At 67.7% G+C, this 12665-nt stretch carries 10 protein-coding genes and 1 pseudogene; 2 read left to right on the top strand and 9 right to left on the bottom strand.

Annotated features, from left to right (window positions below):
- A pseudogene (locus Q7P21_RS14695) lies at positions 1-229 on the top strand (short-chain dehydrogenase/reductase); the annotation flags it as partial.
- A gap of 7 nt (positions 230-236) precedes the next feature.
- Here the strand turns inward: Q7P21_RS14695 and Q7P21_RS14690 are convergent.
- The 8 genes from Q7P21_RS14690 to Q7P21_RS14655 all read right to left on the bottom strand — a co-directional run bounded on the left by Q7P21_RS14690 (position 237) and on the right by Q7P21_RS14655 (position 9443).
- Positions 237-1052 carry a TauD/TfdA family dioxygenase gene (locus Q7P21_RS14690; RefSeq protein ID WP_304177656.1) on the bottom strand — a complete coding sequence of 272 codons (816 nt, stop codon included), beginning with the start codon at positions 1050-1052 and terminating at the stop codon, positions 237-239.
- Between the two features lie 7 nt (positions 1053-1059).
- Positions 1060-1575, bottom strand: a complete 516-nt coding sequence (locus Q7P21_RS14685) for a flavin reductase family protein (RefSeq protein ID WP_304165241.1) — start codon at positions 1573-1575, stop codon at positions 1060-1062.
- A complete protein-coding gene (locus tag Q7P21_RS14680; protein ID WP_304165244.1) occupies positions 1572-2957 on the bottom strand; it encodes a peptidase M20 in 1386 nt (461 codons plus the stop codon). The genes Q7P21_RS14685 and Q7P21_RS14680 overlap by 4 nt, the downstream gene beginning before the upstream one ends.
- Positions 2957-3622: a cysteine hydrolase family protein gene (locus Q7P21_RS14675; RefSeq protein ID WP_304165247.1), complete on the bottom strand. Its 666-nt coding sequence runs from the start codon at positions 3620-3622 to the stop codon at positions 2957-2959. The genes Q7P21_RS14680 and Q7P21_RS14675 overlap by 1 nt, the downstream gene beginning before the upstream one ends.
- Positions 3619-4683, bottom strand: a complete 1065-nt coding sequence (locus tag Q7P21_RS14670; protein WP_304165249.1) for an LLM class flavin-dependent oxidoreductase — start codon at positions 4681-4683, stop codon at positions 3619-3621. Before Q7P21_RS14670 ends, Q7P21_RS14675 begins: the two co-directional genes overlap by 4 nt.
- An 8-nt stretch (positions 4684-4691) precedes the next feature.
- Positions 4692-6017: a CynX/NimT family MFS transporter gene (locus Q7P21_RS14665; RefSeq protein ID WP_304165252.1), complete on the bottom strand. Its 1326-nt coding sequence runs from the start codon at positions 6015-6017 to the stop codon at positions 4692-4694.
- 58 nt (positions 6018-6075) lie between these two features.
- Positions 6076-8475, bottom strand: a complete 2400-nt coding sequence (locus Q7P21_RS14660; protein ID WP_304165255.1) for a TonB-dependent siderophore receptor — start codon at positions 8473-8475, stop codon at positions 6076-6078.
- Positions 8476-8681: 206 nt separating this feature from the next.
- Positions 8682-9443: a GntR family transcriptional regulator gene (locus Q7P21_RS14655; RefSeq protein WP_304165305.1), complete on the bottom strand. Its 762-nt coding sequence runs from the start codon at positions 9441-9443 to the stop codon at positions 8682-8684.
- A gap of 302 nt (positions 9444-9745) precedes the next feature.
- On the opposite strand from Q7P21_RS14655, the gene Q7P21_RS14650 reads away from it, so the two are divergent.
- On the top strand, positions 9746-10237 hold the full coding sequence (locus Q7P21_RS14650) for a VOC family protein (protein ID WP_304177654.1): 492 nt from the start codon (positions 9746-9748) through the stop codon (positions 10235-10237).
- Positions 10238-10295: 58 nt separating this feature from the next.
- On the opposite strand, the gene Q7P21_RS14645 is transcribed toward Q7P21_RS14650, so the two are convergent.
- Positions 10296-12563 carry an NADP-dependent malic enzyme gene (locus Q7P21_RS14645; protein ID WP_304177652.1) on the bottom strand — a complete coding sequence of 756 codons (2268 nt, stop codon included), beginning with the start codon at positions 12561-12563 and terminating at the stop codon, positions 10296-10298.
- Positions 12564-12665: the final 102 nt, after the last annotated feature.

Raw genomic sequence — 12665 nt, 5'->3', positions numbered from 1 at the left:
CACCGCCCACGAGGCCCCGCGCCTGCTCGGCGAATATGCGGGCCAGGAATCCGGCGATCCGGCCAAGGCCGCCCAGGCGATCCTGAAGCTGGTCGCCATGGAGGTACCGCCCCTGCACCTGTTGCTGGGCGCCGACGCCATCCACTATGCGACCCGCAAGATCGGCCAGTTGACCGCCGAGATCGGCGACCATGTGGCGCTGTCGACCGGGATCGCCTTTCAGGACTGACCCGACCTCAGAACGGCTTGTCGCCCGCCACCGTCACCCGGAAGCCTGAGCGGGTGTCGGGGAAATAGTCCCAGATCGCCTGGTGCCAGGTGCCGCGATTGTCCCAGAAGGCCACCGAATTGGCCCGCCAGCGGAAACGGACCTGGAAGTTCGGGTTCATGCAGTGGCGGTAGAGATAATTGAGGATCGCATCGCTTTCCTCCTTCTCCACCCCGACGATCTTGGTCGTGTAGGACGGATTGACGAAGATCGACTTGCGCCCCGTCACCGGGTGGGTGCGCACGATCGGGTGGGTCGAGCAGGGGTACTTCTTGTCCACGTCCGGGAACAGCGGGCGATAGACGTGGTCGGCGTCGTGGACGGCGGTCATGCCCTCCAGATAGGCCTTCATCTTGTCCGACAGGGTCTCATAGGCCCAGGCCATGCTGGCGAACACGGTGTCGCCGCCGGACTCCGGCACGATCGGCATGTAGAGGATGCTGCCCAGCGGCGGTTCGGCGTCGCAGGTCAGGTCGGAGTGGAAGCTCTCCCCGGCCACGAACTTGGAGGTCTCGTCGGCGTGGATCGCCACGATCTCCGGGTGGTCCGGCAGGCCCGGCACGCCGGAATGGATGGCCAGTTCGCCGAACAGCCGGCCAAAGGCCTTGTGGGCGTCGTGGCTCAGGTTCTGATCGCGGAAGAACAGCACCTGGTGATGGGCGAGCGCATCGCGCAGCTCGGCGGCCTGGTGGTTGCTCAAGGGCCGCGACAGGTCGATCCCCAGGATCTCGGCCCCGATGCGCCGGGTCACCGGCCGAACGTCGATGGCTTCATAGGTGGTCATGTACGCCTCATTCCGCCGCGTCGTGGAAACGGCCCTGGCTGTAGATCAGGGGCCGGCCTGGCCGGGTCCCCAGTTCAAGTCCCCGGCCCACCAGGATGTCATGATCGCCGGCGGCGTGGACCGCGTGCAGCCGGCATTCGATATGGGCCAGCGCCCCGCCAATCAGCGGCATGCCCAAGGGGCCAGGCGCGATCTCCACATCGTTGAAACGGTCTGTCGCCGCCATGCCGGCGAACAGCTTCGCCAGGCCGGACTGGCCCTGCGACAGGACATTGATCCCGAAGGCGCCGGTCTGGAGAATGGCCTCGCGGGTGCGGCTCTTGTGGTCCAGGCAGACCAGCAGCAGGGGCGGAGACAGCGAGACCGAGGAAAAGGCGCTGACCGTCGTGCCGACCGGGCGATCACCGTCGAGGGACGAGACGATCACCACGCCGCTGGCGAAGGCGCCCATGGCCGCCCGCCAAGCCGCAGGGTCAATGACCTCGGGCTCGCGATCTTCGACCAGGACCGGCTCGAAGCTCATTGATCGGTCCCGAACGGGTTGTCGCCATAGACCGGGGCGCGATGCTCCACCGCGCTGACATTCTCCGCCCGGCCGCAGACCGCCAGCGCCGTCAGGGCATAGACCAGGGCGGAATCGGTCAGGTCCTTGGGCGTCGGACGCCAGCGGCGGAAGCCGGTGGTGATCGCCGGAATCCTTTGCATATTGAAGACGTTGTGGTCGCGCCACATGCTGGAATAGACCGGCGCGGCCCGCTCCACCGGATGGCCGAGCGCCAGTTGGGTGGCGACGTCGACGGCCCCGACCAGGGGGCTGACCTCGGCGGCGTCGGCCTCGAAGCCGTGACGCACCACCACCGGCTCGATATCGACCTCGCCCAGGCCCGCCGCGCGCACCGCCTTCTCCAGGGAATGCTGCAGGTCGGCGACCCGCTGCTTCGGGTTCAACCCCACTTCCAGATAGAGCGAGACCAGTTCGGTCCCCGCCCCGAAGGCGTACGGGATGCCGCCGCGCACCGAAGCGATCTGGGATTTCGGCAGGGCGATGCCGCCCGGGCTCTCATAGACGCTGGCCGCCTCGAACGCCCGGCTCCAGGCGTGCAGGCAGTCGGTGAGCTTGCCCAGCCGATAGATCGGGTTGGGATGGTCGACCGCCTTCTCCGGATGGGTCAGCAGCGGGGTGAACACCCCCTCGCCCCACAGCCGGATGCGGAACACCGCATAGCCGCAGCCGACCCAGGTCAGGCCGAAGTCGCAGCCCTCTGCGGCGATGGCGTAGTCGGGCGCGACGCCGCCGTGGTGGAACAGATAGTGGGCGCCGATGTCCTTCCCCATATAGGCGATGCCGCGATGCTCCTCGATCGGCTCGGGGCCGATCTCGCCGGGACAGGCGGTCAGGTACATCTTGCCCGACAGGTCATAGCCCGCCGTCTTCAAGGCCTTGGCCGCGATCAGGAAGCAGCTCATCGGCCCGCGGTCATTGGCGATCGGATAGCCGTAGAGCTTGCCGTCCTCGAGCCAGCACTTTTCCCACTCGGGATTGTCCAGGGTCTCGGGCCGATACTTGAAGGCGTCGAGGTCGGGATTCCAGGTCGGGGCCTCGGTGTCGAGGTGGGCGGTGAACAGCAGGTTCTTGCCGTCACCCTTGCCGCCCCAGGTTCCGATGATGTTGTTGCGGTCCGGCGTCGCACCGACCTTGCGGGGCGAGAAGCCTTCCCTGGCCATCCAGTCATGGACGAAGTCGCCGGCCGCCTTCTCGTGGCCGCAGGGGCTGGGGATATTGCCCAGGGTCAGGGCCAACTCGACGATCTCGGTCTCGCTGATCGCCGCGGCGATGGCGGCGCGGTCGGCCTCGGTGACCGTGTAGGGCGCGGCGGCCCCGGCGAAGGGAAATCCGTCGGCCATCACGCGGCCTCCGTCCAGGCGGCGACCACATCGTCCGTGGACGTCAGGATCGCGCAGTTGAGGTCGAGGATCTTCAGGGTCGCGTCGTGGATGTCCTGCTCATAGGCCGCGCAGGCGTCGGTCGGAATGAAGACGTGGTAGTCCAGGTGAAAGGCGTCGCGGACGGTGGAGTCCACGCAGCATTCCGTGGTCAGGCCGCAGGCGACCAGGGTGTCGACGCCCATGGCCTTCAGCCTGGCGTCGAGGTCGGTGCCGTAGAAGCCGCTGTAGCGGGCCTTGCCGATCACCCGTTCGCCGGCCTCCGGCGTCGGGCCATAGAAATCGGCGCCGACCTCGCCGATGCGGCAGAGGCCGCTGTCGCTGTCCGGGTCGCCACCCCTTCGGCGCATGCGCTCGCGCCAGGCGGGGGAGTCGGTCGCCGGCGCCGTCTGCAGGCCGATGAACACCACCGGCGTCCCGGCGGCCCGCGCTGCGGCGGCCAGGACCTTGGCCTGTTCCAGGGCCGGAGCCACCACCGACATGTCGACGCCATAGCCGCCCAGCACGCCCTGCGGCGCCGCGAAGTCGACCTGCATGTCGATGATCAGCAGGGCCGTGCGGCCCGGGGCGATCCAGGCGGCCAGACCATCGGCGTCCGCGCCCGCCACGCTCACCTTGCCGTTCATGCGAAGGCCGAGCGCAGGCCGGGCAGGATCTCGGCCCCGAACATCTCCAGCCCCTCCACATAGTCAGGGAAGATCAGCATCAGCCCGTCCAGTTCCGCGAACTCGACGAACTCGTGGACCTGCTGGCCGCAGCTCTCCGGCGTGCCGATGGCGGTCTGGGTCATGAAGGCGCCCTGCTGTTCGGCGGCCTTGCTGAGGTGTTCGGCGGGCACGCCCCAGTTCTTCAGCATCTCCAGAATGGCCCCCATGTCAGCGCCGTCCTTGTAGTGGGCGACCCGGGCCTGGGCCTTCGCCTCGGTCTCACCGTGGACGATGGTGCACATGGCGTAGGTCTTGATGGTCTTGCCCAGCTGGTCGGCCACCTGCTTGGCGCGGCGGCTGTTGTCGCGGCGCTCCTCGGGGGTGCGGCCGCCGATGAAACAGGCGTCGGCCTCGCGCACCGAGAACTGCAGGCCACGGTCGGACTGGCCGGCGCAGATCAGCTCCGGGCGCGGCCGCGACAGCGGCTTGGGGTTCGACTGGCAGTCGTTCATCTGGAAATACTTGCCGGCGTGGGTGACGCTGTCCTCGGCCCACAGCCGCTTGACCAGGCCGGTCCATTCCTCGGTGAGGATGTAGCGGTCCTCATGGGTCATGGTGTCGTCCCAGGCGCCCATCTGGTTGAACTCGTCCTTATAGGCGCCGGCCACGATGTTCAGGCCCGCGCGGCCCCCGGAAATATGATCCAGGGTCGAGATCATCTTGGCGGTGACCGCCGGGTTCTGCAGCAGCGGGTGGACGGTGGCCCAGATGCGGACATTCTTGGTGGCCTCGGCGATGGCCGCCATCATGGTCACCGACTCCAGCGACGATCCCCAGTGGTTGGTCTCGCCGCCAAAGCCGCGCCACTTGCCCATGGACATCACGAAATCCATGCCGACCTCATCGGCGGTCACCGCTGCAGCGCGGTTCTGGGCCCAGAGGTCGTTGAGCGGCGGAGAGGTCTTGGAGATGATCCAGCCGCCGTTGGCGACCGGCAGGAAGACCCCGAAATCCTTCTTGCGAATGGGCTGGTGCAGCATGGGGGGCCTCAGGCTGGGTCGTTGACGAGAACGGGCGTGGCGGCGAGCGGATCCGAGCGCCGCCGGATGGTCGGCGGGTGCTGGGTCTCGAAGGACGGCGGGCGCATGAACAGGGCGGCGACAAAGATCACCGAGGCCACCAGCCCGAACAGCTGGAAGGTCGGGGCGAAGCTGCCCAGCAGGTCGCGCAGGGACCCGCCGATCAGCGGGCCGAGCGCCGAGAGCGCGCCAACCAGGCAGACCGTGGAGAAGATCTCCAGATTGTTCTGGCGGCCGAAATAGTTGAGCAGCAGGACGGTGACGGCGAGCGCGGTCAGGCCGAAGCCAATGCCGGTGCCGGCGGCGTAGAGGATCATCATCGGCAGGTTGTCGGCGATGCTGAGCGCCACCGAGCCTATGCCCAGCGAGCCCACGGCGAACACGAGCAGCCACTTGGGATCAAAGCGGTCGCCGATGGCCCCGCCGCCCAGCCGGCCAAAGGTCGACATCAGGCCCTCCAGGCTCAGCATGCCGGCGGCGAGCGCGGGCGCGACGCCCTTTTGGGTGAGATGCGCCACCGACAGGCTGGAGACCGTCACCCCGCTGAGCAGATGGACGAAATAGGCGGCGACCAGGATGTAGAACTGCACCGTGCCCATGGCCTGTTTCAGGGTCCAGTCGCGAGTGGTGCGATAGACCGCGACCGGGGTCTTGGACTGGGCGGCGGTCTCGGCCTCGGTCTTGACCTCGGCGTCGATCTGCACGGACGAGGCGGCGAGCCATTCGCGGCTGGGGATCAGCAGCGAGCAGAGCACGCCGATCACCAGGGCGGCGACGATCTGGAACAGCCAGAAGGGCCGCCAGCCGCCGCCGGCGGCGCCCATCAGGGCGAGCGCCATCCAGGGGCCGGCGACGCCGCCCAGGCCGCCCAGGGTGAAATAGAGGCCGAAGGCCATGGCCCGGCGCTTGAACACCGCCGCCAGCACATGGGTGCCGGGGATCAGGGCCATCAGCTGATAGGCCACGCCGCACAGGGCGGTGCCCAACAGGTAGAGCCAGATCGAATGGGTCAGATAGAGGCAGAGGAAGCCGGCCGCCATCACCCCGGTGCCGAGCAGCAGGGCCGCGCGGACCCCGAAGCGGCGGATGACCATCGGCGGAAACCAGGCCGAGCCGCCGCAGCAGGCGCCCAGCAGGGTGAAGCCCAGGCCAGCCTGGGCCCAGCTCCACTTCTGGTCGGTGACCATGGCCGGCAGCACCACCCCCAGCGAGGAGAAGGTCGCTCCGGTGATCAGGAACAGCAACAGGCTGAACACCCCGAGCAACAGCCAGGGACGCCATTCCAGCTTCGACATCTAGAGCCTCCACGGAGGAGCGAGACCGCCGGTCCGGGACCGGCGGTCTCGCCGATAATCAGAACGTACGCTTCACGGTCACCCGCCATTCGCGGCCATGGCCCGGCAGGGCGGCAAGGTTCGCGTAGGAGTCGGCGGCGGGGGTGAAATACAGCTTGTCGAACAGGTTATCGATGTTGAGCGTGGCCGCGTAGGGGCCTTTCTCATAGAACAGGGACAGGCTGGCGACCGTGTATTCCGGATAGGTGATCGGGTTCTGCACGGTCTGGGCGGTCTTGGTGACGCTGGTCGCGCCGAAGGTGCCGCCCACCTTGCCCCAGCTATAGTCGCTGGAGGTATAGGTGCCGTAGAGGCTGGCCACCGCATGCGGGATCAGGGTGTAGGCATAGTCGCCGCCCCGGCCCGGCAGGCTGTTGAAATTCCAGACCACATAGGTGCCGCCAAAGGCGTTCTGCGGCGAGATCCCGGTCACATAATAGGGGATATAGGCGAAGCTGGTGTCCGGCCCCTTGATCTCCGTGTGCTGCATGTCGCCGGCGAAGGTGAAGCTCAAGTGCTCGGAGGCCAGGTAGCGGACCTCGAGTTCAACCCCCTTGGCGCGGGTGCCCTGGATGGTGGGCGACGGTCCGCTGGTCAGCTGGGTGCGGTTCTGGCGATAGCCGGCCAGGGAGCCGACCAGGGTGCCCTGCAGGAGTTGGAACTTCACCCCCGCCTCGGCCAGGTCGGAGTCCGACAGCCACGAGCCATTGTTCACCAGCGAGGCGGCGATGTCGCCGGCCTGGCTCATCTCCAGGGCCGAGGCCTGGGAATAGGTGATGTAGGGCATCAGGCCGAGGTCGGTCTTGTAGCTGAGCGAGGCGGTGTAGGTGCCCTTGCCCTTGGAGCCCTTCTGCAGGCCCGAGGGTTGGAAGGAGACGAAGCCGGTGTCCTGGGACTTGACGTCGTAATTGTCATAGCGACCGCCGACCATCAGGTTCAGCCGCTCGCCGAAATAGATGTCCGAGGTGAAGAAGATCCCGGCCTGGGCCCATTTGCTGCGGTTGTCGTTCTCCCACTGCAGCCCGTAGGACTCCGGCGAGAAGGGATCGTCGATGATGTCGGTCGGCGTCGCCCCATAGGACAGGTCGCGACGGTCCAGCGCGATCAGGCCGGAATTGTAGCTCTCCCGGCGGCGACCCTCGAACTTGCGATAGGAAGCCCCGACGAAGGACTTGGACTTCACGAAGTCACCCGCGAAGTTCAGGTCGAAATTGTAGGTCACCCGGGCCTCGCCGACATTGGAGTCGAACCAGGCCGGATAGCCGTAGGAGACGAAGCGCTTGTTGACCAGGCTGTCATAGAACAGCTGCAGCTTGAGGGACGAGCCGTTGTCGAACGCCTTGGCGACATCCCAATAGGCGGTCTTGGTCCAGGTGTGGGAGAAGTCCGCCGCCGAGATATAGACCGTGCGCGGGTCGAGCTTGGCCGTGCCCAGGCCGACGTCCAGAGTGTGGTGCGCGTCGGAGTTCGGGAACCCGTAATAGGGGATGTAGAGCGCCGTCCCATAGGGGTAGAAGCCGACCTCGTTGGGGGTGATCTTCCCATTGCCATCGCTGTCGGTCAGGCTGGTGTCGCGGCCGGTGATATAGGTCTGGGTGTTGATCAGGTCCTGGGTCAGGCGGTTCCAGCCGGGCGTCTGAACGTCGCCGTCGGAATGGTAGAACATGGCGCCAAGCGCCGTGGTCCAGCCGTCGTTCAGGTCGAAATCGGTGGAGAGTTCGAGGATCTGGCGCTTGGGCGTGATGCCCCGGTAGTAGCTGCCGGAATCCTCACCCTCCGCATAGAGGTGCAGACCGCCGTCCACCTGGCCCAGCTTCAGCGGGATGCCGATCTGGCCGGAGAACTGCTTCTTGTCATAGGAGCCGACCGTGGCCTCGACCTCGCCGCCGACCTCGGTGATGTAGCTGTCGCCAGATTTCCCGGTCTTGGGGGTGAAGTTGAGCATGCCGCCCACCTTGCCCGAGCCATAGATGGGGGTGGGCGGACCACGGACGATCTCGATCTGGGCGGCGTCGCCGATCGGGGTCGAATAGGTGCCCCGGTTCTCAATGCGCTTGAAGCCGCGGAAATAGTTCTCCGCCAGGGTGCCGCGGATATTGAGCGCGCCGGGCACGCCATAGAAGCTGGCGGTGTAGGTGCCCGGCGAGATGGCCGTCAGGTCGTCGATCGACTGCACGCCGTAGCGCTGCAGGGTCAGGTCGCTGGCGAAGCTCGCCGAGCGCGGCGTCTCGATCAGCGCCTTGTCGAGGCCGAACACGCTGTCGTTCGGCGCCTTTTCCAGAAGCCCCGCCTTGTCGCGGGCGGTGACCACCACCTCATCGACAGTGCCGACGCCGGTGTCCGCAGCCTGTGCCTGGCCCACGCTCATGATCAGCGCGGACAAGGACACGCTCGCGACGAATAGAAGTCGTTTTGACATATCGTCCTCATTCGAGGTCGCGGACCCACCGCCGGAGGGCGGTTATCCCCGCGCCCGCACGCCTCTGGAAAGCAGGTTCTCCGGCGGGTGGAGCGCCGTCAAAATGTCACGTAAAATTTCAGATAGAAATTCGGGGTTGCGCGCCCGCCGCCCTGAATCATGCGCCCGGCGCCTAGATCGCCGTCACTCACCTATACCTCAGGGTGTCAGGCTTGGGCCAGACGCGCTTTGGGCGGTGGTTCCTCGGCCCAACCGCTGAGCGACCGGCGGACGGTCTTGGGCATGGCGCCCAGCACCACCATCATGGCCTCGCGGGCGCCTTCGGGGTCGCGGGCGGCGATGCGGCCAGCGACGGCGCGGTGCTGGCAGATGTCGGCCTGACGCTCCTCCTCGCTGGTGGCGATCATGGCGTAGACCCAGAATCGGGCGGCCTTGTGCTGCAGCGGGATCAGGATGCGGGCCAGGGCGGCGTTGCGGCTGGCCCGGGCGATGGCGGCGTGGAAGCGCTGGTCCATGGCCACCAGAGCGCGGCGGTCGCCGTCACGCATGGCCTGTTCAGCGCCATTGAAGGACGCGGCGATCAGCGAGATCTCGTCCTCGGTGGCGTTGGTGGCGGCCATGGCCGCGCAGTGCGGCTCGATCAGGGCGCGGGCTTCATAGCCTTCGCGCAGGTCGACGAGATCCAGGGCCGAGACCGTGGTGCCGGCCCGCGAGCGGCGCACCACCATGCCCTCCAACGCCAGGCGCCCCAGGGCGTCGCGCACCCCCGCCAGGCCGCTCTCATAGCGCCGGGTCAGGGCCTGTTCGTCCAGGCGGGCGCCGGGCGCCAGTTCGCCCAGCACGATATCGAGCAGGATCTGTTCGTAGACGCGGGCCTTCTGGAGTTCGGGCGACCATTCGTCGAGCCCGGCCAACAGCCGCTCATCCGGGCCGCCTTCCCGGGACCGATCGACCGTCTTCTTCTCCAGATCCCGTGACACTCTTGGCGCTCCGTGACTCGCCGGCCGTTCCCCGCAGCCGATCTTCTGCATTCATCTAGGCTGAAATGTCAGAAGCGACCAGTGAGTCCCGCGCCACCGACGCCAGGGCAGCCTGGCCCAGATGGCCAGCCTGCCCAGCGCAATTGCACATGTTCTGTAAAATTTCAGAAGATCGCCCAGAACTTGACCTCGTGCGCGCTGGGTCAAGGCCTCGGGCGCGCGACGACAAGAAGCCGGTCCCGGGCGCGGCTAGCGTCGGGCTTTTCCGCAGATCCTCCGAGAGGCGCCCCTTGGCCTATCCCAACACCCTGATCTTCTTCGACCTTGGCGCCGACGACCCGGCCGCCGCCGGACGCTTCTACGCCGAGGTGTTCGGTTGGGAGGACGATCCGCGCCCGCTGGGCGACTATCACCGCATGGTCCCGGGCGGCCAATTCCGCGATTCCGACGGGTCGGACAGCCAGATCGGCAATCTGCACATGGGGATCTTCAAGGCGGCCAACGCCCGCCCCCATCCCGAACCCGAGGGCGTCGCACCGCGCGCCATGAGCGCCGAGGGTCGCAAGCCGCGCATCTGGGTGCTGGTCAGCGATGACGACACGCCGGAACGCATTCTGTCGACCGCCGAGCGCCTGGGCGCCGAGATCCTGTGGCGCAATCACTATTGGAAGGAGTTCAACGGCTTCAACCACGCCTTCCGCGACCCCTGGGGCAATGAGATTCTGCTCTGGGGAAAGGCCGGACCGAACCCGGTCATCCCCGACGGCTACACCCGCGAATAGGCGCGGGCCCCGCCGGGGCTCCTTCCGGTCCGGTGACGCGACCGGACCGGGAAGGGCTTTAGTCGGCCGCGACCTGGGCCACCGCCACAGCGGTCAGGTTGACGATCCCGCGCGCCGTGGCGGCCGGGGTCAGCACGTGCAGGGGCTTGGACAGGCCCAGCAGGATCGGACCGACCAGCAGCCCCTCGGTCGCCGCCGCCAGCAGGGTCAGGCTGATATTGGCGGCGTCGAGGTTGGGCATCAGCAGCAGATTGGCCGAGCCCTTCAGCTGGCCGTCCGGGACCAGGCGGTCGCGCAAGGCCTGGCTGAGCGCCGCGTCCCCGTGCATCTCGCCGTCGACTTCCAGCTCCGGATGGCGGGCGCGGATCAGGGCCAGGGCATCGCGCATCTTCCGCGCGGTCGGCGAATTGCTGGCCCCGAAATTGGAGTGCGACAGGAGCGCGATCCTGGGCGTCACCCCGAAGTGGCGGACCTCCTCGGCGGCCAGGCCGGCCATCTCGGCCACCTGCTCGGCGGTCGGGTCGACATTGACGTGGGTGTCGCCGAAGAACAGGGCGCCCCTGGGCAGGATCAGGGCCGACATCGCATAGACCCGCTCGGCGTCCGCCCGGCGAGGCACGATCGGCAGGGCGTAGCTCATGTGCTTCCACCAGTCGCCGCCGCCGCCAACCAGGGCCGCGTCGACCTTGCCGGCCTCCAGCAGCATGGCGGCGGCCACGGTCGGGCGGGTGCGGAAGCGCAGGGCGGCGGCCTGGGGCGAGACGCCGCGGCGGCCAACCAGGGCGCGATAGCGGTCGGTCAGGACGGCGGCGGCCTCGTCGGTGGTGGGATCGAACACCTCGACCGCCCCGCCCAGATCCAGGCGCAGGCCGATCTCGGCCACCTTGCGGGCGATCACGTCACGGCGGCCGACCAGCACCGGCTGGGCCAGGCCCTCATCGACCACGGTCTGGACGGCGCGCAGCACCCGATCGTCCTCGCCTTCGGCATAGGCGACGCGGGCCGGAGCCTTGCGGGCCCGCTCGAACACAGGCCGCATCAGCTGGCCGGAGCGATAGACGAAGCGTTCCAGCTGGCGGAGATAGGCGTCGAAGTCGGTGATCGGCCGGCGCGCGACGCCAGAGTCCATCGCCGCCTTGGCCACGGCCGGGGCCACCGTCAGGATCAGCCGGGGGTCGAAGGGCGCCGGGATGATGTATCCGGCCCCGAAGGACGGCGCGGCCCCGCCATAGGCGCGGGCGACTTCCTCGCTGGTCTCGGCCCGGGCCAGTTCGGCTATGGCCTCGACGGCGGCGACCTTCATCGCCTCATTGATCTCGCTGGCGCCCACGTCGAGCGCGCCGCGAAAGATGAAGGGAAAGCACAGGACGTTGTTGACCTGGTTCGGATAGTCGCTGCGCCCCGTGGCCATGATGGCGTCCGGCCGATCGCGGGCGACCAGTTCGGGCAGGATCTCCGGCTCCGGGTTGGCCATGGCCAGGATCAGCGGCTTCTCGCCGAGCAAGGGCAGCCATTCCGGCTTGAACACCCGGGGCGCCGAAAGCCCCAGGAAGATGTCCGCGCCGGGCAGCACGTCCGGCAGGGTCCGGGCGTCGGTGGGCCGCGCATAGCGGGCCATGTTCTCGGCCATGTCCGGATCGCGGCCGGCATAGACCACGCCCTTGATGTCGGTCAGGGTCACGTTCTCGACCGGCAGGCCCATGGAGACCAGCAGGTCCACGCAGGCCATGGCCGCAGCGCCGGCGCCCGAGGTCACCAGCTTGACGTCCTTGAGGTTCTTGCCCTGCAGCACCAGGGCGTTGCGCACGGCGGCGGCGCAGACGATGGCGGTGCCGTGCTGGTCGTCGTGGAACACCGGGATCTTCATGCGCGCGCGCAGGGCCCGCTCGATCTCGAAACATTCCGGCGCCTTGATGTCCTCGAGATTGATCCCGCCGAAGGTCGGCTCCAGGGCCGCCACGATCTCGATGAACCTGGCGGGGTCGCGTTCATCGACCTCGATGTCGAAGACGTCGATGCCGGCGAATTTCTTGAACAGGGCGGCCTTGCCATCCATCACCGGCTTGCCCGCCAGCGGCCCGATGGCGCCCAGGCCCAGCACGGCGGTGCCGTTGGTGATCACCGCCACCAGATTGCCGCGCCCGGTCAGGTCGCGCGCGGCTTCCGGATCCTCGACGATGGCCTCGCAGGCCGCCGCCACGCCGGGGGAATAGGCCAGCGAAAGGTCGCGGGCGGTGGCCATGCGCTTGGTCGGCTCGACGCTCAGCTTCCCGGGTTGCGGAAAGCGGTGATAGTCCAGCGCCGCGCGCCGGAAATCGTCGTCCATGGGACTCTCCTGAAGGCGAGCCCCGACATGCAGCCCCAGGCCTGCGGAATCAAGGCGAAGCGACCTGACGCTGCGGCAAGAGTTCCAAGATCGATCCCGCCC

Origin of the sequence: Phenylobacterium aquaticum (assembly GCF_947378715.1) — a bacterium.
Taxonomy (GTDB): domain Bacteria; phylum Pseudomonadota; class Alphaproteobacteria; order Caulobacterales; family Caulobacteraceae; genus Phenylobacterium; species Phenylobacterium aquaticum_A.
The sequence above is the reverse complement of the archived record's forward strand: the minus strand, read 5'-3'. Positions and strand labels throughout refer to the sequence as shown.

Excerpts from the sequence above, each read along its gene's own strand:
- Q7P21_RS14680 (WP_304165244.1), bottom strand. The coding sequence starts at position 2,957 with ATGGCCGACGGATTTCCCTTCGCCGGGGCCGCCGCGCCCTACACGGTC.
- Q7P21_RS14670 (WP_304165249.1), bottom strand. The coding sequence starts at position 4,683 with ATGCTGCACCAGCCCATTCGCAAGAAGGATTTCGGGGTCTTCCTGCCG.
- Q7P21_RS14690 (WP_304177656.1), bottom strand. The coding sequence starts at position 1,052 with ATGACCACCTATGAAGCCATCGACGTTCGGCCGGTGACCCGGCGCATC.
- Q7P21_RS14645 (WP_304177652.1), bottom strand. The coding sequence starts at position 12,563 with ATGGACGACGATTTCCGGCGCGCGGCGCTGGACTATCACCGCTTTCCG.
- Q7P21_RS14675 (WP_304165247.1), bottom strand. The coding sequence starts at position 3,622 with ATGAACGGCAAGGTGAGCGTGGCGGGCGCGGACGCCGATGGTCTGGCC.
- Q7P21_RS14660 (WP_304165255.1), bottom strand. The coding sequence starts at position 8,475 with ATGTCAAAACGACTTCTATTCGTCGCGAGCGTGTCCTTGTCCGCGCTG.
- Q7P21_RS14665 (WP_304165252.1), bottom strand. The coding sequence starts at position 6,017 with ATGTCGAAGCTGGAATGGCGTCCCTGGCTGTTGCTCGGGGTGTTCAGC.
- Q7P21_RS14685 (WP_304165241.1), bottom strand. The coding sequence starts at position 1,575 with ATGAGCTTCGAGCCGGTCCTGGTCGAAGATCGCGAGCCCGAGGTCATT.